The organism is Roseibium sp. (genome assembly GCF_965233565.1).
Classification (GTDB): Bacteria; Pseudomonadota; Alphaproteobacteria; order Rhizobiales; family Stappiaceae; genus Roseibium.
In genome coordinates this window covers 5927268-5948162 of sequence record NZ_OZ247494.1, presented here as the reverse complement: position 1 = coordinate 5948162, position 20895 = coordinate 5927268, and the positions used below count along the sequence as shown (strand labels likewise).

19 protein-coding genes are annotated in these 20895 nt (G+C 58.6%); 7 read left to right on the top strand and 12 right to left on the bottom strand.

Annotated features, from left to right (window positions below):
• The first annotated feature begins 32 nt into the window (after nt 1–32).
• Together ACO6TG_RS27110 and ACO6TG_RS27105 are read left to right on the top strand one after the other, a co-directional pair.
• Nucleotides 33–215 (top strand): DUF1289 domain-containing protein, encoded by a 183-nt coding sequence (locus ACO6TG_RS27110; RefSeq protein ID WP_422376057.1) that lies wholly within the window; start codon nt 33–35, stop codon nt 213–215.
• Nucleotides 212–925, top strand: a complete 714-nt coding sequence (locus ACO6TG_RS27105) for a retropepsin-like aspartic protease family protein (RefSeq protein WP_422376056.1) — start codon at nt 212–214, stop codon at nt 923–925. Before ACO6TG_RS27110 ends, ACO6TG_RS27105 begins: the two co-directional genes overlap by 4 nt.
• Nucleotides 926–982: 57 nt before the next feature.
• On the opposite strand, the gene dusA is transcribed toward ACO6TG_RS27105, so the two are convergent.
• Together dusA and ACO6TG_RS27095 are read right to left on the bottom strand one after the other, a co-directional pair.
• Nucleotides 983–2002 (bottom strand): tRNA dihydrouridine(20/20a) synthase DusA, encoded by a 1020-nt coding sequence (dusA, locus tag ACO6TG_RS27100; RefSeq protein WP_422376055.1) that lies wholly within the window; start codon nt 2000–2002, stop codon nt 983–985.
• A gap of 75 nt (nt 2003–2077) precedes the next feature.
• Nucleotides 2078–2854 carry a substrate-binding periplasmic protein gene (locus tag ACO6TG_RS27095; RefSeq protein ID WP_422376054.1) on the bottom strand — a complete coding sequence of 259 codons (777 nt, stop codon included), beginning with the start codon at nt 2852–2854 and terminating at the stop codon, nt 2078–2080.
• A gap of 138 nt (nt 2855–2992) precedes the next feature.
• Here ACO6TG_RS27095 and ACO6TG_RS27090 point away from each other — a divergent pair, with 138 nt between their 5' ends.
• Nucleotides 2993–3874 (top strand): DMT family transporter, encoded by an 882-nt coding sequence (locus tag ACO6TG_RS27090; protein WP_422376053.1) that lies wholly within the window; start codon nt 2993–2995, stop codon nt 3872–3874.
• Nucleotides 3875–3921: 47 nt separating this feature from the next.
• Here ACO6TG_RS27090 and ACO6TG_RS27085 read toward each other — a convergent pair whose 3' ends face one another.
• The 4 genes from ACO6TG_RS27085 to ACO6TG_RS27070 all read right to left on the bottom strand — a co-directional run bounded on the left by ACO6TG_RS27085 (nt 3922) and on the right by ACO6TG_RS27070 (nt 10961).
• Nucleotides 3922–4989, bottom strand: coding sequence for a hypothetical protein (locus ACO6TG_RS27085; RefSeq protein ID WP_422376052.1), 1068 nt, complete (start codon nt 4987–4989; stop codon nt 3922–3924).
• Nucleotides 4990–5001: 12 nt separating this feature from the next.
• A complete protein-coding gene (locus tag ACO6TG_RS27080) occupies nt 5002–8301 on the bottom strand; it encodes a calcium-binding protein (protein ID WP_422376051.1) in 3300 nt (1099 codons plus the stop codon).
• Between the two features lie 35 nt (nt 8302–8336).
• Nucleotides 8337–8807 carry a toxin-activating lysine-acyltransferase gene (locus ACO6TG_RS27075; RefSeq protein ID WP_422376050.1) on the bottom strand — a complete coding sequence of 157 codons (471 nt, stop codon included), beginning with the start codon at nt 8805–8807 and terminating at the stop codon, nt 8337–8339.
• Nucleotides 8808–8954: 147 nt separating this feature from the next.
• The gene (locus ACO6TG_RS27070) at nt 8955–10961 is read right to left on the bottom strand and encodes an ATP-binding protein (protein WP_422376049.1); all 2007 of its coding nucleotides are present in this window, start codon (nt 10959–10961) and stop codon (nt 8955–8957) included.
• Between the two features lie 33 nt (nt 10962–10994).
• Between ACO6TG_RS27070 and ACO6TG_RS27065 the strand changes: the two genes are divergently transcribed.
• Nucleotides 10995–11648, top strand: coding sequence for a LuxR C-terminal-related transcriptional regulator (locus ACO6TG_RS27065; protein ID WP_422376048.1), 654 nt, complete (start codon nt 10995–10997; stop codon nt 11646–11648).
• A gap of 114 nt (nt 11649–11762) precedes the next feature.
• On the opposite strand, the gene ACO6TG_RS27060 is transcribed toward ACO6TG_RS27065, so the two are convergent.
• Genes ACO6TG_RS27060 through ACO6TG_RS27050 form a run of 3 tightly spaced genes read right to left on the bottom strand, consistent with a single transcriptional unit; the run spans nt 11763 to nt 14873 of the window.
• The gene (locus tag ACO6TG_RS27060; protein ID WP_422376047.1) at nt 11763–12827 is read right to left on the bottom strand and encodes a TRAP transporter substrate-binding protein; all 1065 of its coding nucleotides are present in this window, start codon (nt 12825–12827) and stop codon (nt 11763–11765) included.
• 19 nt (nt 12828–12846) lie between these two features.
• The gene (locus ACO6TG_RS27055; protein WP_422376046.1) at nt 12847–14403 is read right to left on the bottom strand and encodes a TRAP transporter large permease; all 1557 of its coding nucleotides are present in this window, start codon (nt 14401–14403) and stop codon (nt 12847–12849) included.
• Nucleotides 14400–14873 (bottom strand): TRAP transporter small permease subunit, encoded by a 474-nt coding sequence (locus tag ACO6TG_RS27050; RefSeq protein WP_422376045.1) that lies wholly within the window; start codon nt 14871–14873, stop codon nt 14400–14402. The genes ACO6TG_RS27055 and ACO6TG_RS27050 overlap by 4 nt, the downstream gene beginning before the upstream one ends.
• Before the next feature lie 381 nt (nt 14874–15254).
• Between ACO6TG_RS27050 and ACO6TG_RS27045 the strand changes: the two genes are divergently transcribed.
• On the top strand, nt 15255–15797 hold the full coding sequence (locus ACO6TG_RS27045; RefSeq protein WP_422376044.1) for a peroxiredoxin: 543 nt from the start codon (nt 15255–15257) through the stop codon (nt 15795–15797).
• 60 nt (nt 15798–15857) lie between these two features.
• On the opposite strand, the gene ACO6TG_RS27040 is transcribed toward ACO6TG_RS27045, so the two are convergent.
• Nucleotides 15858–16832 (bottom strand): BMP family lipoprotein, encoded by a 975-nt coding sequence (locus ACO6TG_RS27040; protein ID WP_422376043.1) that lies wholly within the window; start codon nt 16830–16832, stop codon nt 15858–15860.
• 338 nt (nt 16833–17170) lie between these two features.
• On the opposite strand from ACO6TG_RS27040, the gene guaD reads away from it, so the two are divergent.
• Both guaD and ACO6TG_RS27030 read left to right on the top strand, forming a co-directional pair.
• Nucleotides 17171–18529, top strand: a complete 1359-nt coding sequence (guaD, locus tag ACO6TG_RS27035; protein WP_422376042.1) for a guanine deaminase — start codon at nt 17171–17173, stop codon at nt 18527–18529.
• 12 nt (nt 18530–18541) lie between these two features.
• Complete coding sequence (locus ACO6TG_RS27030) at nt 18542–19486, top strand: antibiotic biosynthesis monooxygenase (RefSeq protein WP_422376041.1); 945 nt, start codon at nt 18542–18544, stop codon at nt 19484–19486.
• Between the two features lie 119 nt (nt 19487–19605).
• Here ACO6TG_RS27030 and cydX read toward each other — a convergent pair whose 3' ends face one another.
• Together cydX and cydB are read right to left on the bottom strand one after the other, a co-directional pair.
• Entirely contained in the window at nt 19606–19722 is a 117-nt protein-coding gene (gene cydX, locus ACO6TG_RS27025) for a cytochrome bd-I oxidase subunit CydX (RefSeq protein ID WP_094070399.1), read from the bottom strand.
• Between the two features lie 12 nt (nt 19723–19734).
• Entirely contained in the window at nt 19735–20892 is a 1158-nt protein-coding gene (gene cydB, locus ACO6TG_RS27020) for a cytochrome d ubiquinol oxidase subunit II (protein ID WP_422376040.1), read from the bottom strand.
• Nucleotides 20893–20895 lie beyond the last annotated feature (3 nt).

Genomic DNA, 20895 nt, shown 5'->3' with positions numbered 1-20895 from the left:
GCAAAGCCACAATCCGCCGCCATATCCCACTCATGAAGTCGCCCTGTATCAAAACCTGTCAGATCGACCGGCAAACCGGCCTTTGCCTTGGCTGTTACCGGACCCTCGATGAAATCGCCTCCTGGACACAGTTCAGTGACCGGCAGAGGTCTGACATTCTTGCAGACCTCCCGGCAAGACAGCGTCCCACACGCGCCACGGGAGGCCAGGGATGAACGGACCCAAACGTTTTCGTGGCCTGATGGTCGTCGTGCTGGTGGTCATCATGGCGGCGGGCGCCTTTTATGCCTTTTTCGGAGATCCGACCGATCCGGCAAATGCCAATTTCGATGACAGCGGCCCGCGTATCGTTGCCTTGTCCGCGCTGGCCTTTGTCTTTCTCGCCAGCTTCATTTTCGGCCAGCCGAAAGTGCGCGAGGTGATTCAGGGGACGTTCTTCTGGGGCGGTCTCTGCGCCCTGCTCGTTGTCGGCTACACCTATCGCACCGACCTGGTTCAGGCGGGATACAGGGTTCTGGGCGCACTCGCGCCCGGGATGGCAGTTACCCAACAGGACGGCACGATCCTGATCGTGCGCGATGCAGGCGGCCATTTTGTTGTCAGCGGACGGGCCAATGGTGCGCGAACGGAGTTTCTTCTGGACACCGGCGCCAGCGCGGTTGTCCTGAACTATGACGATGCCCGCCGGGCCGGTTATCGGGACGAGGATCTTTCGTTCACCGTGCCGGTGTCAACGGCCAATGGCCGCACGCTGGTCGCGCCCGTGCGGATCGACGACATCACCATCGGCGATCACACCTTGCGAAATGTGCGCGGCTTTGTCGCCCGTGACGGTTCCCTGGAAGCCAGCCTTCTGGGCATGAGTGCACTCGACCGCCTGCGCAGCTGGCGCATCGAAGGCGACCGCCTGATCATGACGCCGTGACGGTTTCCCTGGCGGTTGATCCGGTGCCCGCGCATTGGCCAAAATCATAGTCCTGACCTACTCCGCCGCGGCGAGATCTCCTCCTGCCGGGCTGACAGCGGCGAGTGCCTGGTCGACCACGTCCAGGCCCGCGCCGGACTTGATCGCTTCCACAGTCAGGATGCGCCGCCAGGACCGCGCGCCCGGCCGGCCGTGAAACAACCCGAGCATGTGCCGGGTCATATGCGCCAATTTCACACCGCGTTCAAGCTGCTCCGCCAGATAGGCCTTGTGCGCCTTCACGGCCTGCCAGGGAGAAACATCGTCCGCATTTTCCCCGTAAAGGCGGCGATCGACTTCACCCAGAATTTCGGGCGTGTGATACGCGGCCCGGCCGAACATCAGACCGTCCAGCGTTTCAAGATAGGGTTCCGCCTGGTCGAGTGATTGCAGGCCGCCATTCAGACCGATGAACTTTTCCGGAAGGCGCTGCTTCAGGCGCAGCACCCGGTCATAATCCAGCGGCGGAATGTCCCTGTTTTCCTTCGGGCTGAGACCCTGGAGCCAGGCCTTTCGGGCATGAACCCAGAGCGCATCACTGCCAGCCGCAAAGACCGCATCGGCCATGGCGTCCAGAGCCACTTCCGGATCCTGATCATCGACACCAATCCGGCATTTGACGGTAACCGGGATGTCGACCGCCGCCTTCATCGCCTCGACACAGGCCGCCACCAGCGCCGGTTCTTCCATCAGGCAGGCGCCGAAGCGACCGGACTGCACCCTGTCAGACGGGCAGCCGACATTGATGTTGACCTCGTCATAGCCGAAATCGGCAACGATCCGGGCCGCTTCCGCCATGTCCTGCGGGTCCGATCCACCCAACTGGCAGGCAATCGGGTGCTCGCTATCGGAAAAGCCGAGCAGATGCTGCCTGTCACCGTGAATGACCGCGCCGGTGGTCACCATCTCGGTATAAAGCAGCGCGTGCCGCGACAGCTGCCGGTGAAAGGCCCGGCAATGTCGGTCTGTCCACTCCATCATGGGGGCCACGGAGAAACGTGGCAGGTGGGTGGAATAGAGGCGGTTTGTTGCAGTCATGGGCGGCTCAATATCATTTGCGGACAAAAGACGCAAAGGCAGCCGCATCCGTAGCTGAAATGACGCTCTTTGAAATCAGTTGAGGACCTTCGGCCGGATATAGGGTCCAATGATGCGTTCGAATTCGCCATTTTCCCGGATGATCTCCATGCCGCGATTAAAGGCTTCGACGAAATACGGACCGTCGTCGATGTGTCGGGAGATCAACAGGTGGTAGGACCAGGAATAGGTCATCGTTTCCAGATGGCCGATGCGATTTCTCTGCTCTTCCGTCAGGTGTTCCAGCACGGCGTCATAGCCGCTGGTTTTCAGCTCGGGCACAAAGTCCACCCGCTCCCGGGCCAGCATTTCGAACAACTGCTGATTGTTGCGAACGCGGGCGACATAGATCGAACCATCCTCCACCAGCGGTGCGAATTGCCTTCCGAAAGCGCTGGAATCGAGCGCGCCCATGACCCTGCCCTTCAGGTCGGATGGCTCATTGGCTTCGATCGGATTGTTCTTGTTGTAAAAAACAACTTCATCAAGGGTGAAAAGCGGATCGCTCGGCAGGTAGATACGTTCCCTTTCGGGTGTCAGCACCCACATAAAGGTCCCGTCCCAGGCCCCCCGCTCGACTTCGATCATGGCCCGATTCCAGGGGAAAAAACCATATTCCACGTCAATGCCGACGGCATTGAAGGCAGCTGTGACCAGCGCAGAGGCTGCACCATATTCCGGCAGGTTCTCAGACTGATAAGGCGCCCATTCGCCGTTGGTCAGCCGGATCTTGGTCGGATTGTCAGCAACAGCAGCGTTGCCGAGAAACGTCAGCACCAGAAGCGTGAGCAGAAATAGTCTTTTGAAGGACATGCTTCAGTGTAACAAACATCCAACCGAACCACACCCATAAATTGAATTGTCGATCTTACCGAGGCCATTTCCTGCGAGGAATGACCTTGCGCGGCCCGAGTTTCAAGATTACCTGAAATTCGCGCAGGAGATCAGCACATGCAGTCAGCAACGGCCGGCACCGCATCCAAGGCAACCACAGGCATCTTGCTGATGTCGATCGGGGTGGCGAGCCTGTGTGTCAACGACGGCATCGCCAAAACGCTGACCGAAGGCTATTCGCCGATCCAGATCCTCTTCCTGCGCAACATCATCGCCCTGCCCTTCGCGATGCTGATCGCGCTCAAGATGGGCGGACGCTCCGCACTGGTCACACACCGGCCGGTAGCCCATCTCCTGCGTGGGGTGTTGTGGTTGATCGCGGCGACGCTGTTCTTCACCAGTTTCCTCTATCTGGGCCTTGCCGAAGCCACTGCGCTGATTTTTGTGATGCCGGTGTTTGTCACAGCAATCTCGGCACTGGTCCTGCGCGAACCGACCGGCTGGCGCCGATGGTCCGCCGTTCTTGTTGGATTTGCAGGGGTTCTGGTGATCGTGCGTCCGGGTGGTGACACGTTTCAAGCCGCTTCGCTCCTGCCGGTCACGACAGCGTTCTTCTATGCGCTGTTGATGCTCAGCGCCCGGTGGGTCGATCCACGTGAAAGCGTCTGGACGATGATGCTGTACCTGGTTGGTGCCGGAGCGGTCCTGAGCGCGTTGGTGATGCCCTTTGTCTGGGTCACACCACGCCTTGAAGATGCCCTGCTCTTTCTCGGCCTTGCCCTTTTCGGAACCGCCGGCATCACGCTGATGACCCAGGCCTTCCGCTTTGCTCCGGCCGCAGTCGTGGCCCCGTTCGACTATACCGCTCTCCTCTGGGCGACGCTTCTCGGCTATCTGCTCTGGACCGAGATCCCGGATGCCGCCACATATCTTGGCGCAGCCATCATCATCGCCAGCGGGATTTATATCGTCTGGCGCGAACGAAAGCTGGAGACATGACAGAGCGCCCTGCCCCAGCTACGTCCTCCATTCAGCCGGAAAAAACCTTACTGTTTCGACGGCTTGATGTGGTTGGCGGCTGACCAGACTCTCGGCGAGATGTCGCAGCCAAGGCCCAATTCCTTCAACCGCTTCTCACGCTGCCCTATCTGAAAGGGCCCCGTGTAGGTAGGACACTGGCAGGTGGTCAGTCCTCTTTCATTCTCGGCAGTGCAAGGTGCGGTCATACATCCGGCATAAAGACCGCTTTCGCAACTGGTCGACCCGAAACTGTGTTCCGAAATATGCGCGAAGCTGAAGGTCGAGATCAGATCGACCTCCGGCATATCGGGATAAAGCGTTTGTTTCTCGCCGGTACGAGCATTCCCGAGTTTGGAACAGACCTGGGCCTGTTTGCACTGGTCCGGCCGAAACTGCCACTCGGAGCACAAATCCATATTGACAAGGTTGAGGCACTCCTTCCCGAGTGGACCGCATTCCGTCTTCGTTTCCTCAAGCACTCTTTCGTTCAGGATGCTGGTCATGAGCACGTAGTTGAAACGGTACCGTATCCCGAGCAACTCTCTTTTCGGCACAACAGGCTCGCCTTCAACCGCATAGCAGGTGCACTTGGCGGTACCTGGATTGTCCGGGTCGAGATCACAGGGCATAAATGGCGGATCAGAATAGCGATGGCTTGGCGTCCGTTTCAAAGGGCCGGAATAGTAACAAAGTGCATAGGCATTGCCGTGACAGGCCAGAAACTGTGTTGGTGCAATCCAGCTGTCGGATCTTGGCGGGGGAAGTTCCTCCCCGGCCGAAGCACTCCCCGCAAACAGGCCGAACACAAGGCTCAGCAGCAAAATTGAAACAGATTTCGTCATGATGTCCCCCCGGCAGACGCAATCTCCCATTAATTGCCAACCAGGCCGAAGCCTATCACTGGTTGAGATATTGACCAAATTTTCTGCACCAGAGTTTCTATCTGCCCATCCCCTATCGAATTTCGGCCAGTTCTCCTGGAAGGCTTCCAACGCCGTGCCGCCAGTCCCGTTGTTCAGCAAGGCATCTTCGCCTTTGCCTAAAGACAAACGCAAGGAGGACGGCAGGTGCCGTCCCCCTTGCACAGGTTGCAACGTCAGACTTCGTCAGATGAAATCTGTCCCTGGCACGGTGATATCCAGAGCGTTGCTGCTGTGACCGAGTGTCGTTGCAAGATCGCCGCTCACCGCCGCACTTTCCTCAGACCCGAAAGCGGACAGTGTCGTCGTGGCTTCGACCAGCAGGTCGAACATGTCGCTGGAGGCGAAGAATTCGGTTCCGATGGCCTCACTCTCCGCTGACATGCCGACACCATCTGCCAGGTCCGGACGGTCATAGATGGCTTTCAGATCGAATTTAAAGCTGTCCGCTCCCTGCACGACTTCCAGCCATTCGACAGCGGAGGCCTCGTCATCCATGCCATAGACGGTGGCAATGGTGCGGTCCTCCATCTGGATCAACAGCGTGTCAGCCGCCTTGGTAAAGGAGAAGCTGTCCTCTTCCATGGCCATCAGCGAAAAGCTGCGCAGCTCGATAACATCTTCGCCGCCGGGTGTCTGGGTCAGGTCGTCCAGTTCCGGCAGATCGAGATTAACGCTGTCGAGGAAAGACTGGACACCATCCGTTGCCCGTTCGGCAATGCTGGCGTCGCCATCCGCCCAGATCGTGTAGGTATCATTACCGGCCTCTCCGGACAGAAAGCCCGAGCCACCCAGAACGTCGTCACCGCTGCCACCCATGGCGACATTGGCCTTGACTTCATAGGCCCCGAGAGAAGGCGTTTCAAAGTCCGGGCCGAAACTGGCGGCCGCCTCGATCACATCGGCGACCGGTTCCATGATGTCCTTGATGGCGCTGACGGCGCTGGTCAGTGCGGTGCGGGCATACCGGATCTCGGGAATATCCGTCAGGACGTCATGGATCATGATCTTGCCGAAGTCGACTGCATCCATGATCACGTCCGAACCGGCGCCACCTGCATAAAAATTGCCGAAGCTGAGCGCAAAGGCTTCAGGTGCCTCGCCCTGGTCGATCTCCCGTTTCATTTCCACGGCGTCGACGAGCGCATCCAGTCCGTTGCTGCTGAGGATCAGGTCGTTGCCATCGCCGCCCATGACCAGCGAATTGGTGTCAGCGACACCCAGGAGCACGTCATTGTCGGCCCCGCCATGCACGATCGTGCCCGGACCACCGGCAACCAGCAGATCGGCGCCCTCTCCGCCCAGCTGCGCCGTCACGACCAGTTCCTCGGGAAGCGCTCCCTTGACGACAGCTCCCTTGCGATTGCCGTCAGCGTCCTTGTCCAGGTTGGGAGACAGGGTTGCCGCAACTTCGTCGCCAAATGTGAGGCCGAGCATGATATCTGTGCCCGCGCCACCATACTGGAATGAGGCAGCGGCCTTATATTGCGGCGCGATCACCTTGGCGGCAGCAATCATCAGGTCCGAGCCGTCGCCACCGAACTGGGCGACACCCTGGCCGCCCCCGATAACGATGTCGTTTCCGGCATCGGCATATTGCAGGACGCCCAGACCACCGCCGATCATCACGTCATTGCCCTGGCCCATGACCTGGGTCGTGGTGGCACCGGCACCAAAGGCAAAGTCCTTACCGGAGCCGCCAAATTGCAAATTATTGGTTCCGCCGCCAATCAGTACATTGGACCCTTCGCCGGTCGTTTCGAAATACGCGTCGAAACTGTCCATGACGTCCGCGAAAACACCGTCGTCGAAGCCGATATCTGACGGGATCGCGCTCCACAAATGGTCGCCGAACTGAATGTTGTTCGCGCCGCCGGCCATCAGAAAGTCATCGTCGGACCCGCCAATCTGGATATTGGCACCGCCGACGGCAAAGAGCGCATCCTTGCCGGCACCGCCGTGCTGCAGATTGACACCCGCGACGCCGACAAGAATGTCCTCACCGTCGCCGCCGAACTGACCGACATTCATGCCGAGACCGAACAGCTTGTCATTGCCGGTCTCACCGAACTGAAGGTTGCCGTTTCCGGCTGCGGCCAGAAGGTCGTCCCCGGTTCCACCGAATTGGATATTGGCAACGCCCAGCGCCTTCATCCGGTCATCACCGGCCCCGCCCCACATGGTGTTGACGCCGCCAAGGGCAAACATGTCGTCATTGCCCGCATCACCATGGACCAGATTGGCACCGCCAACCGCCTCGATAACGTCATCGCCATCGCCACCGGACAGGACATTGACGCCTCCGGCTGCCTTGATCGTATCGTTGCCTGCGCCGCCATAAGCCCAGGTCGCGCCGGCAACAGCTTCGATATGGTCGTTGCCCGCATCGCCGTGAATGACGTTATTGATGCCAGAGCCATACATGGCATCGTCATCGTCTCCTCCGCGCATGACATTGGACGCACCGCGGCCTTCCATATGATCTTCACCATCATTGCCGTTCATCACGTTGGAAGCGCCATGGCCGAACATGTCGTCATTGCCGGTACCGCCATGCATGACATTCGACAGGCCTCGCCCTTCCAGGTGGTCATTGCCGCTGTCGCCATACATCACGTTGGAGGCACCATGGCCATACAAGGCGTCGTCATGATTGCCGCCGCGCATGACATTGGACGCACCACGCCCTTCCAGATGATCCTCGCCATCATTGCCATTCATCACGTTGGAAGCGCCATAGCCGAACAGGTCGTCATTGCCGGTCCCGCCATGCATGACATTCGACAGACCGTGCCCTTCCAGACGGTCATGTCCGCTGTCGCCATGCATCACATTGGACGCGCCGTAGCCATAAAGCTTGTCATCATGATTACCGCCATACATCACGTTTGACGCACCACGGCCTTCCATGCGGTCGTTGCCGTCTTCGCCGCGCATGACATTGGAGGCGCCGTAGCCTTTCAAGGTGTCATTGCCGGTGCCGCCATACATGGAGTTCGACGCGCCATAGCCGTAAAGAGCGTCGTGGCCGGAGCCACCTTTCATCAGGTTGGAAGCGCCATAGCCATAGAGGCTGTCATTGTAGCTGCCGCCATCCATGTCGTTATAAGCGCCGTAGCCATAAAGCTTGTCGTAGCCGCTGTCGCCGCGCAGGACATTCTTTGCGCCGTAGCCATAAAGATAGTCGTTGCCGGTGCCGCCGCTCAGTTTGTTGTAGGCACCATAGCCATACAGTTTGTCCGTCCCGCTATCGCCCCACAGGTAATTGGTTGCCCCATAGGCCTTGACCGTGTCGTTCCCTGAGCCGCCGCGGAGGTAGTTGAGCGGCGCCCAACCGCCGACAAAATCGTTGCCGGAACCGCCGCGCAGATCGTTCTTGATCGCGGAATAGCCGTAGAGCTTGTCATTGCCCGACCCGCCATCCTTGTTGCCGTAAAGGCCATAGAGCTTGTAGGTCTGGTGAATGCTTTTGGAAGAAGAACCCATTTTGAAAACTCCTTAAGTTCGGGATTTCGGGAAAATCACGCCGCGTAGGCGCTTGCCTTGACCGGGTTGCCGGCAGGATCGAGACCGGGATGCTGCACGATGCGCAGGACACGGCCCTCCGCATCGCGGCGGACAGACCGCAAGGCCCGTTTCGGAAAGACAGTGCGTTTCAGGTCGCGGGCGACGTGAAAGCCGTCGCCAAAGGGCGCTATGAAATCGACGACGACCGGGTTGGGACCGGTGTTCCATTCCTCAGGCGCAGGAACATGATCGCGGTGGAGAACGGCTTGTTCGATCTCATCGTCGAGCCAGGCCCAGGTGGCCAGCGCAACAGGCAGGCCGCCGCGGCGCCAGACGCGCAGCTGCCCGAGCATCAACGGCGGCAGGATCAATCCGCCGATCTCGGCAACGCTGCGCTCCTGGTGCAATGGGCTTTCGGCCATCAGGGCCGCCGCCTCGCCCAGCATGGCGAACGTCACGTGCGGGTTGGAATTGATATCGGCCATGAACTTGCTCCTGACTTCGGTTTCCGTGTCAGAAAGCTAAGTTCGGCCCCTTGCAGCCGGTATGGGGTGGATCCCCCAATCGAAACGCCGCTTGCAGAACGGCATGACTGAGAAACTCAAACAGGCAGTGGAACCTGCACCCGGGTGTCAGGCCTTGGCGGCAAGCTGCTGTGCCGCGACACCGGCAACGGGAATGGTCAGCGAAAAGACAGACCCCTGTCCGGCTTTGCACTCGACGTCTAGAGACAGTCCGTTTTGATCCGCCAGCGCCGCGCAGATCGCCAGACCCAAGCCGTGTCCTTCGCTGTCCTCGCCTGATTGCCAGGCCTGCCGAAACCGTGCCAAGTCCCCTTCGCTCATCCCTGGCCCGGTGTCCAGGACCTGCAGCATTGCATTGCCGCCTTTTCGCCGGACACCGACGAGAACCTTGCCGTGGGGCGTGTATTTCACGGCATTGGAAACCAGATTGGACACGATCCGCATCAGCGCGAGCGGCTGAACGGCGACTGAAGCGCTGGATGTCACAAGCCTGAGCTCCAGTCCCTTCACCTTGGCTTCTTCACCGAACATCTGACCGACGGTGTCGAGTATCAGGGAAAGTGTATAAGGCGCAGTTTGGTCTTCGTCGTCGTTGTGAGCCTCCTGCCCCTGGACGTCGGACCGCACATCCTCCAGATGGCCCAGCGTGAGGTCCTCTATATAATCGAAAGCCTCCTGGAGCCGCTCTTTGGTCGCTGCCGGGTCGTCGCGCGTCATGCTCTCCACCGTCATGCGAAGCGCTGTCAGGGGCTGTTTGATGTCATGAGACAGGGATGCCAATTGAAGTTGCCGACTGTCGGCAACTTCCCTGACGCGGGCGTAGTCCTGTTCCGCTTTCAGCAGATCGCGGGTCGCCGTCGCCTCCTTGCGGACCGCCTCCAGTTCCCGGGCCTGTGCTTCAGCGTGTTCCCGGCGCATCTCGATGACCCCGGTAGAGAGCCCGGCCATAACTCCGAAGGCAAGCGTCGCGTAGACGCCCTTGATGAGCCACGGGATGGACATGCCGTCGATCCCTGTCCGCGCCAGTGCAAGTGCGACAATCGCCGACAGCCCGATCACGGTGACCAGTGTAACCCAGCGCACGACGCGCCGCCGCGCCCCGTCATAAGCCTCCCACTGAAAAACGCTGTAGATCTGGGTCGCCAACATGAGCGCGAAGAGGCCATAGGTCAGCGGCGCCATGATCTCCGGTGTCAGCACGAATACGAAGGGCGTCAAAAGCATCGAGCAAAGGGCTGCGCCGTAGAGCCATTTTCCGATGTTCTCCCTGCTGGAATAGCGCCGAAGGGACAAACCAGCAGCAAGAAAGCCCTGCGCGATCACGCTCAACAATGTGATGAGCCCGAGCGGCAGGTGCAGCTCCGGTCTGTTCGGATAGAGCCAGCGGAACGGGAAATTGTCGAGATAGGCAACGAACCCCAGTCCAAGCAGCAACAGCACGGCATAGGCAAATTCGACATCACTGCGAAGCGCGATGCTGAAGGCAAAGAAGAACAGCAGACAAGATCCGAGAAAAGCGTAGAACGCTGTCAGGCGCATCGTTGCGGCGGCTCCCCTTCCCTGAAGGGTTTCCGGTTGCTCCAAATTCAACCTGACTTCTTCCATGGCGCCATGGACCATCTTCACCGCCAGATGGGCCTGTTCCCCAGGCATCAAGGAGAGCGGTGCGCTGGCCAACCTTGTGAAGATGAAATCATTGGGATCAAATAAAGTGCGACTGTCGTGCGCAAGCAATTGCTCCACGCCGCCGTTCCGCCGGACCAGAAAGACATCCAGCGAGATCAGTCCATAAATGTCGGAGGCAAGGTGCCAGGACATTGGCTCTTCCGCACTGTCGGCGGAATTTTCCAGCAAAACCACCCCCCAGATTGCCTGATAGGGAACCACCTCTGCACCGACTGTTTCAAAGTCGTTGCTCAGTCCACCCGACAGATAGGCTTCGACGATCTGCTGCGGACTCTCTCCCTGATCCGGCGCAAAGCTCATGACCTCGTCAAGCGATAGGCCCGCCGGATCGCTGTTCAGCCGCAGAGAGGCCTCAGGCTGCGCATCGGCTGCCATGGTCTGGAAAACAAGGCTCAAGCAGACAAGGAGATATGTTATGACTGCTTTCACGCCTGATCCTTCAACCATTTGGCCGAGCATATCGTGCAAAAGCCCCGATTTCATGCCGTAATTGCAGATGATCACGCCATTGTCCGCGCCGGGCTGCGGGCGGCGCTTGAAACGCCCGGTACAGTGGAGCCGGATGGCATCGAAGTCACCGCGGAAGCCAGAGACGGCTTGCAGGCCATTGCCGCGTTGCGCCAGCACAGGCCTTCGCTTCTGATCCTCGACGTGCAGATGCCCCATGCGGGCGGTCTGGAAGTGCTGGTCGAGGCGCGGCGCTGGTCCCCCGACACCAAGGTCGTCATCCTGACGGGAGTGACGGCGGCCGGTAAAATCGGCGAGCTTGTCGCCAGCGGTGTCGACGGTCTCTTCTCCAAAAGCGAAGATCACGACGAACTGATTGCGCGGCTACCGACGATCCTGCGCGGTCAACGGCACATTGCCGCAAGTTTTCGGCAGCTGCTCGAAGACACACCGGCAACACCGCTGCTTTCGGATCGAGAACGCCAGACCCTCAACCTGATTGTTTCAGGCCGGTCCAACAAGGAGATCGCCGAGACGCTCGGCATCAGCGCCAAAACTGTCGACCGGCATCGCACCAACCTGATGAAAAAACTGGATGTGCACTCGGTCGCGCAGTTGATCGCCTACGCGCTGCGCGAAGGGCTGATCGACCCGTCACCGGAACTCTGATCTGCGCGCACCGAACATCCGGTCATGAAAAGAAAAACCGGCAAGCAACCTGGCTCGCCGGTCTCATGAGCTCTACGGGTCCTGCGCTCTTCCCGCAGACCTTGTCAGGTCACCTCAGACCCTTTGAGTAAAGGTCGCAGCCTTGACTTCGGTTGCATAATCCTTTGCCAGCTCCAGAAACGTATCGTAGCTTTTCTGGACTTCAGCGAATTTCGGATTGGCAGATGCGTTTTCGGCCAGCACCTCGGCGACAGCAGGCTTCAGCGCGGCAATCACGTCGTCCGGGAACGCACCGAAAGTGACGCCATTGTCCTTGAGCTTCTTCATGGCGACAGCGTTGTAATAGTCGAACTGGGCCGTCGTTTCGACCGAGGCAGCTTCGGCGGCATTGGCAATGATCGCCTGCAGGTGTGCCGGTAGACCTTCATAGGCCTCCTTGTTGACCACGATCTCCAGCGCAGCTGAAGGCTCGTGGAAGGCCGGCACATAACAATATTTGGCGACCTTCTGCAGACCGAATGCCTGGTCCAGCATCGGCCCGACCCATTCAGCGGCGTCAATGGCACCGGACTGGAAGGACGGGAAGATTTCCGGAGGCGGCAGCAGAACGGCATTGACGCCGAGCTTGCGCATAGCCTCACCGCCGAGGCCGGCGATGCGCATGTTGAGACCGGCTAGGTCATTGAGGCTTTCAACCGGCTTCTTGAACCAGCCCGCGGCCTGGACGCCGGAACTGCCGGAATAAAACGGCTTCAGCCCGCGCTCGGCATAAATGCCGTCCCAGAGCTCTTGGCCACCGCCATAGCGCAGCCACGCCGTCGTCTCGACAGCGGTCATGCCAAACGGTACGGCGGAAAAGAAATGCAACGCGGAGTTCTTGGACGCCGCATAGTAAGGCGTTGAGTGGCCGATTTCGGCCGTGCCCTGCTCGACCGCGTCTTCAACCCCGAAAGGCGGCACAAGTTCACCGCCGGAAAAGACCTTGAAGGTCAGCTGGCCGTCGGACATGGCCGCAACGCGATTGGCGAAGGTGGTCACGTTGGTTCCGACACCAGGTGCCTTGGCTGGAAAAGATGTCGGCAGTTTCCATTCAATCTTGCCCTGGGCAATAGCCGGGGCTGCCAACAGGCTGGCGGGAGCAGCAACCGCTCCGGCTTTCAGAAAATCGCGTCTTTTCATCTGATACCTCCTTCAAACATCAAAACAGAACGTCTGGCAGAAAGGTTGCCAGTGCGGGAAAGGCGGCAACCAGGCCAAGTGCCAGGAGCTGGATGGCGACAAACGGGATCACCGATACATAAATGTCGGTGGTGCGGATGTCCGCCGGTGCAACGGACCGGAAATAGAAGAGCGCAAATCCGAAGGGCGGCGTCAAGAACGATGTCTGCAGATTGAGCGCGATCAGAACCGCGAACCAGACCGGGCTGATATCCGACTGCAGTATAATCGGGCCAACGATCGGCACGACGATGAAGATGATTTCCACGAACTCCAGGATGAAACCGAGCAGGAAGATCACCAGCATCGTCAGCAAAAGCATGCCCCAGGCACCGCCTGGCAGCGCATTCAGGAGCTCCGCGACGTGTTCATCACCATTAAATCCCCGGAACACCAGCGACAGGATACTGGCGGCAATCACGATACCGAAGATCATGCCGGTGATGGTCACCGTCTCCTTCAGGGCCGGCAGCAAGACCCCGCCGCGCAGCAGGGCCGTTGATGCGGTCAGCAGAAGCCCGAAGGCCAGCGTGGTCAAGGAAAGGGAAAAGACCGTCAAAGCAGACCAGCTGATTTGCCCCTCGTGGAAATCAAGACCGAACATACCAGCGCGGCGCAGCAACAACAGCAGAACGGCCAATCCGGCGCAGAGCATCGCCAGGCGCGCGCTCGTTCCCGTCCGGCTGGCGGCCGCAATCAGGATGGCACCTGCAACGCCGACGCTGGCGGCTTCTGTCGGCGTTGCAATGCCGATCAGGATACTGCCCAGAACAGCCACGATCAGCCCAAGCGTGGGTGCAATGCTGCCAACGAGCTCGGAGACAGAGGCTTTCGGTTGATCTACGGGTTTTTCGGACCGTTCGCCCCTGCCGCGCAGTCGGAACAGAACGTAAGCACCGTAAAGCGTGACCAGCAGAAGCCCAGGCAACAATGCGCCGGCGAAGAGATCGCCAACGGTGACGGGATCCGGGGCGAAGTTCCCGGCTTCCTGCTGGGCTTCGAAATAGGCATTCGAGACCTGGTCTCCTAGCAGGATCAGCACGATGGAGGGCGGGATGATCTGACCAAGGGTCCCGCTCGCACAGATGAGACCGCTGCTCATGTGCTTGTTGACCCCTGCCTGGAGCAGCGCCGGCAAGGTGATCGTCCCGAGCATCACGATAGTGGCGCCGATGATACCGGTCGACGCGGCGATCAGGGCGCTGACGAGCACCACGGCCAGCGCAAGAGATGCCTGATGACCACCAAGGGCCGCCGTCAGGCTCTTGAGCATGCGCTCCGCCTGATTGGATTTCTCCAGGATCAGCCCCATGAACACGAAGAGCGGCACCGCCAACAGCAGCGGGTTGGTCATGATCCCGAAAACGCGCTGCGGCACTGCCTGGAAGTAAAGCAGATCAAACTGGCCTGACAGAGCGGCCAGCAGCGCAACCAGCGTCGGGGCACCGGCAATCGCCATCAACACCGGAACGCCGCTCAGGATGAAACCGAAGACGGCAAGCGCCATCACCAGAAGCCAGAGAATATCCGCGCTCATGAGACAGGTCGCCGCCAAAGCATGACAAGCCGCCGGACCACGAAGAGCAGGACCAGGACCGGCAAGATCAGAAGGCAGGTCTTGACCACAAAGAGCCCCGGCAAACCGCCGGTCTCGGGCGACCCTTCCAGGATTGCCCAGGAGCTGCGCACCAGAGGAAAGGCGGTCCAGGCCATCAGCGCAAACACGGGGATCGCCAGGAGGAGATAGCCCAGCATATCGATCCGGCAGTTGAGAAGGTCAGACCAGTTCTGGCGAAAGACATCAACACGCACATGCTTTTCCGCGTCAAAGGCCACGATGACAGACAGGGCCACGAGCGACGCGAAGGCATAGTTCACCGCGTCCTGAACTTCCAGGAAGCCAATACCCAGAAGGTAGCGCATCAGCACCATTGCCAATTGGCCTAGAAAAACGATGGCAGCCAATCCCATGCAGAACCAGCGCACCCACTGAAACAGTTTTTGCATCCGACGCCCATTTCACGATTTCCCTGCACTCAACCGTCCCTGCAGACGGTGATCAGGAAAAACGATGACTCTCAAGATGCGAAATTATCCGGTCTTACAAGTATTTGCCAGAAATCTTGTCGGGAAACCTGTGAAGCATTCCGGACATACGGCACGCTGACGAATGGATACAGATGATTGTCATTTCTGACAGATCCACAGTTTCAGTGTTCAAGCTGACCTTTCAGGTGATTTTGCGAAGCAAAACGGATTGCGGCAACGCAGCAAATGCGTTAGGCGATGTGTCTCTTCTTCGGTTGGTTTCCAGCCGTGTGCGGTCTCTTCTTGTGATCGAACACCCCATGGACTGACCAGACAATTTCAGAATTTTCGGAGTCAATCATGCTCGGCAAACACGTGCCTTCCGTCACCTTCCGCACCCGCGTTCGCGATGAATCCATCGACGGTCCGAACCCGTTCCGTTGGGAAGACAAGACCAGCGACGACTACTTCAAGGGCAAGAAGGTCGTTCTGTTCTCGCTGCCGGGCGCATTCACGCCGACCTGTTCCACCTACCAGCTGCCGGATTTCGAGAAACTGTTCGACGACTTCAAGGCTGAAGGCGTCGACGAGATCTACTGCATCTCCGTCAACGATGCTTTTGTCATGAATGCCTGGGCCAAGGCGCAGGGCATCGACAAGGTCAAGGTCATTCCGGACGGTTCCGGTGAATTCACCCGCAAGATGGGCATGCTGGTCGCCAAGGACAATCTCGGCTTCGGCATGCGTTCCTGGCGCTATGGCGCGGTGGTAAACGATGGTGTTGTCGACCAGTGGTTCGAGGAAGAAGGCATCTCCGACAACTGCGACAGCGACCCTTACGGCGTTTCCTCGCCGCAGAACATTCTGGAAAAACTGCAGGCCGCCAAGACGCAGGCCGCCTGATACGGCGCATAACTGCCCAAGACAAATTGCCCCGGTCCTTTGGCCGGGGCTTTTTGCAGATCACAGGATGTCGGAGCAGTCAGCCACGTTGTCCACGGGCTCAATGACAAGTGTGCCGTCGGCAAGTGCACTCTTGATCTCCGACACCGCTGGCTCGATATCAGCAACAAGAGCCCTGTTGTGCTCATCGACTGCCCAGTCCACGCCATTTTCCCGCACCGTCATGATCTCGACCCCTGCCGTCCAGGTTCCGTTTGAGACCGATTGCCACGTTGCGAACGCTGCCTCGTCGACCCGTTTCAACGCACTCGTCAATACCGTACCCGGGAGAAACGCATTCCTGTTTGCGTCGACCATAATGACGTGAGCACCGGCGCCTTGCGCCGCCTTCGCAACCCCTTCCGCGGCAAGGCCTGCTGGCGCAAAAATGACATCAACGCCACTTGTCAGCATCTGCTCGGCTGCCAGCTTGCCGCCACGGATGTCCCGAAACGCGCCACTGTTGGGACCTACGTAGCTTGCCAGAATTTCCACGGAGTCATCAGCGTGCTTTGCCCCCGCTGCAAAACCACACATGAACCTGCGTACAGGAGGAATGTCCGTCCCGCCAATCGTGCCGACCTTGGCGGACTTTGATTTCAGTCCGGCGACATAACCGGCGACAAAGCCGCTCTCTTGCTCGGAAAACAAGATGGACCTGACATTGGGCATGTCAGCGATCAATCCATCAATATGTGTGAACATGACATCGGGATATTCCGCGGCGACCGTGCGAACGGCCTCGGTGTTTGTAAAACCGAGTGTCACAAGGTGATCCGCTCCGTGCTTTGCCAGCGAGCGCAACACACCAAAGACCTCTTGTTCGTCTGTCGCAACCCATTCCTGGATATCAAGATCCAACTGCTCTATCGCACGCTTAGTGCCTTCATGCGCCAGTTCATTGAAGGAACCGTCATTCTTGAGGCCGCTGAAGACAATCGCTCCCGTGGTTTGCGCGCTGACCGGCTCAGCCAGGCCAATCAGGAGCGCAATCAAGCAAATAACCGGGGTTGGCCAGACACGCCGCAAACGGTCGACCGACGAATTGCAGGGTAGTCGCCGCAAAAAACTGGAAAGCAAATTGGAAACACACATTTGCATTTTCCATGTATTCAAGCCGTATTTCCCGGCAGCATCGTTCCGTCAGCCTAGTGCGACCTGCAGCACCTCACAATTGTCACTACAGGCAGGATGACGCCCTGTCCCTCAATTTCAGCAAAGGACCGTTAATTTATTGCCTTTGTTCGAACCTCTGCGTCAATGCCTGAAAATTTCTACACTTTTCCAATAATTCTGGTTCAAACTTGAAGCCTCTGCGGACGATGGAGGCGGAAATGAAAGCAATCAGAGGCGCTTTTCTGGATTTTTTGCACGACCCTTTCTACAGGGACGAACAAGACGCAATCCGCTACTTGCCCGACGGTCTACTCGTCATCGACGGTGATAAGATTGCCGATTTCGGACGCTACGATCAATTGGCAGACAAATACGCTGACATCGCCATGGATCACTATGCAAACAGGCTGATCATGCCGGGTTTCGTCGACACACATGTTCACTATCCGCAGACCGAGATGATCGCGGCCTATGGGGAACAGTTGCTGGAATGGCTTGAGAAATACACGTTTCCAACGGAGCTCAAGTTCCAGGACAAAACATATGCGCGCTCCGTGGCGGACCGTTTCCTGAACATGCTTCTGATGAACGGCACGACCACGGCGCAAGTGTTCACGACGACGTTTCCGCAATCCGTCGACGCGTTTTTCGAAGCCTGCAGCGAGCGCAACATTTGCATGATCGCGGGATTGACCGGGATCGACCGAGAAGGGCTCGCCCCCGCGGAGTATCGCGACACCGCCGATAGTTTTTACACAAACAGCAAGGATCTGATCGAGCGCTGGCACATGAAGGGGCGTAACAAATACGCGATCACACCGCGTTTCGCGCTTGGCTCGACCAGGGAACAACTCGACCGTTGCGGTCAGCTGAAGGGGGAATATCCGACTGCGTGGGTCAACACGCACATGTCGGAGAACCACAAGGAGATCGCCCAGGTTGCTGAAGCCTTCCCCGAAGCAAGTGACTATCTGAACGTCTATGAAAGAGCCGGCATCGTCGGCCCGAAATTCACCGCCGGACACGCCATTCACCTGAGTGACGACGCGTTTCAGCGCATGTCGGCGTCCAAGTGCTCAATCTCCTTCTGTCCGTCTTCGAACCTCTATCTCGGCAGCGGCCTCTTCATGATCCACAAGGCGAAGTCCCTGGAAACGCCGGTCCTCGTCGGACTTGGGACCGACATGGGGGCCGGTGACTGTTTCTCGATCCTGAGAGTGCTCAACGACGCCTACAAGGTGGCGGCGCTCCAGTCGCAAAAGCTGTCGGTTTTCAAGGGGCTCTATCTGGCGACGCTCGGCGGTGCCAAGTCCCTGATGCTTGAGGATGAAATCGGCAGCCTGGATCCGGGCAAATATGCCGACCTGGTTGTGCTGGATCTCAGCCCGACGCCTGCCCTCGCCTTTCGTGCACAAAACAACCCGTTCGGGAAAGATCAGACCAGCGAAGAGCACCAGTGTGCACGGATGGAACATGATGCCTTCGGCACGATGATGCTGGGAGACGAACGCTCGGTCGAGGCAACCTATGTGAGCGGACAGTTGCTCCACCGGAAAACCGGAACTCCTGTTCATTGAGGTCCACAGAGCATGCAGGACACAACCAAAACCGGCGTTCTCATCCTGTCACGGGCCCAGGGCGCGTTTGATGAGCCGGCCTACAAGAACTGGCACCGGGAGCTTGTCATACTGGCTCGGCAGCACGAGGGGTTGCTCGACGTCGACCTCCAGACACCCATTGACGGCGTTCAGGACGAATGGGTGCAAGTGATCACTTTTGAAACGATCGACGGCCTGAAATCGTTGCTCGATGATGAGAGGTTCAAGATCGCCCTGACCACATCCGACAAAACCTTCGGCAAACCGGTTACAAGACAGGTGGTCGCCAATAGCAAGCCCTCCTCCCTGCCCGTGACTGTGGTGATTTCCCAACAGGTGAAACCGGGCTGTGAAGCGGCCTATCAGAAATGGCAGCAGGAAATCGATAGCGCCGCCAGAAAGTTTCCCGGCTTTCAGGCCACCGAACTCATCAGTCCGCTGCCGGGTGTGCAAAACGAGTGGGTGGTCATCTTTCGTTTCGATTCAAGCCAGAATCTGGATGACTGGTTCGCGTCCGAAACACATCAACGGCTCATGAAACAGGCCGAACCGTTTTTTGAAAACGTGCAGGTCAGACGGATTGGCCGCGGTTTTGAAGACTGGTTCGCAAATGCGTCCGGCAATCGCGACGGCGGACCATCGCAGATCAGGATGGCGATGGTGGTGTTGCTGGCCCTTTACCCGACGGTGATGCTGCTGACGCTCTACGTTTCGCCGCTCATGTCGTCCCTGGGATTACCGCTTTCCATCTTTGTTTCAAACATCCTGAGCGTGATCCTGTTGACCTGGGCCGTCATGCCGGCAACGACACGTGCTCTGAGTTTCTGGCTGGACCCGGAAACCGGCGCTTCGACAAAACGGACGGTTCTGGGGACCATGCTCGTGCTCGGTCTGTATGCAATCAGCATCCTGGTCTTCAGTCGGCTAACCGCCTAGCACCTGCCCCGCCCTCTCGGGCGAAAGCGAATATCTCCGGCAGAAAATCAGAGCGCTTCGGCAAGCAGGTCGTTGCCTATGCGCTCTTGTCCCCAGGCGTTCGACAAGGTTCAGGCCCTTCAGCGTCCTTCGCGCCGGCGGCGCTCATCCTCCGAGCGCAATTCCAGCCACATGGCGTTCAGGATGGCCAGGCAGCATGCCAGCGGCATTCCGAGGACCCAGGCAAAATACCACATTCTTCTGTCTCCTCAGTAAGCCGTATGGTTGTCGCGTTCGATCGTTTCCTCGTCCACCTTGCCCCAAAGCACCTTGTAGACCCAGGCGGTGTAAGCGAGCACGATCGGCAGGAAGATTACCGTTGCCACCAGCATGTTGAACAAGGTCCTGTGGGAGGATGATGCATCCCAGACTGTCAGGCTCGCCTCCGGCTGAACGGAGGATGGCAGAATGAACGGGAACATGGAGACGCCGACTGTCGAGATGATGCCGAACAGCGCCATTTTCGAGACCGGAAAGATCAGCAGTTCAAGGCTTGTCTGCAACAGAACCAACGTTCCGAACAGGCCCAGAAAACCGAACGCCGGAGCCAGCCAGAGGATCGGATGGACCGTGTAGTTGTAGAGCCAGGCGCCCCCTTCGGAAATCGCCTCCTTGGCAAGCGGATTGGCCTGCATGTTGGGATCGATCTCGGAGGTGATCCGGTAGCCCTCGACATAGCCGGAGGCAACGAGGTAGCCACCGAGCGCAAAGAGTATCAGTCCGAACATGGCGGCAAAGGTGCCAAAACGGCGCGCGCGCATGGCGATATCGCCACTCGCCCGCATCACCAGCCAGACGGAACCGTGCATGACCAGCATGGACACCGAGAGCAGTCCGCAAAGCACCGAATAGGGTGAAAACAGACCGAAGAACGAGCCTTCGTAGGTCATGCGCAAGTCGTTATCAAGGGTGAAGGGAACGCCAAGCATGACGTTGCCGACGGCGACACCGAAAACGAGTGCAGGCACGAAGGACCCCGTGAAAAGCGCCCAGTCCCAGGCGTTGCGCCAGGCTGGATCCGGCCGCTTGGAGCGATACTTGAAGGCGACCGGCCGCAGGATCATGGCGGCCAGCACCACGAACATTGCCAGATAGAAGCCGGAGAAGCTGATCGCGTAAAGCGGTGGCCACGCAGCGAAGATCGCGCCGCCGCCCAGGATGAACCAGACCTGATTGCCTTCCCAAGTCGGGCCGATCGTGTTGATGACCACGCGGCGTTCGATGTCTGTGTCGGCGACGAAAGGCAGCAGCGCACCGACACCCATGTCGAACCCGTCCATCACGGCAAAGCCGATCAGAAGCACACCCAAAAGCAGCCACCAGATCATCTTCAGCACCGAGTAGTCGATCATTTCATAAAGAACCATGAC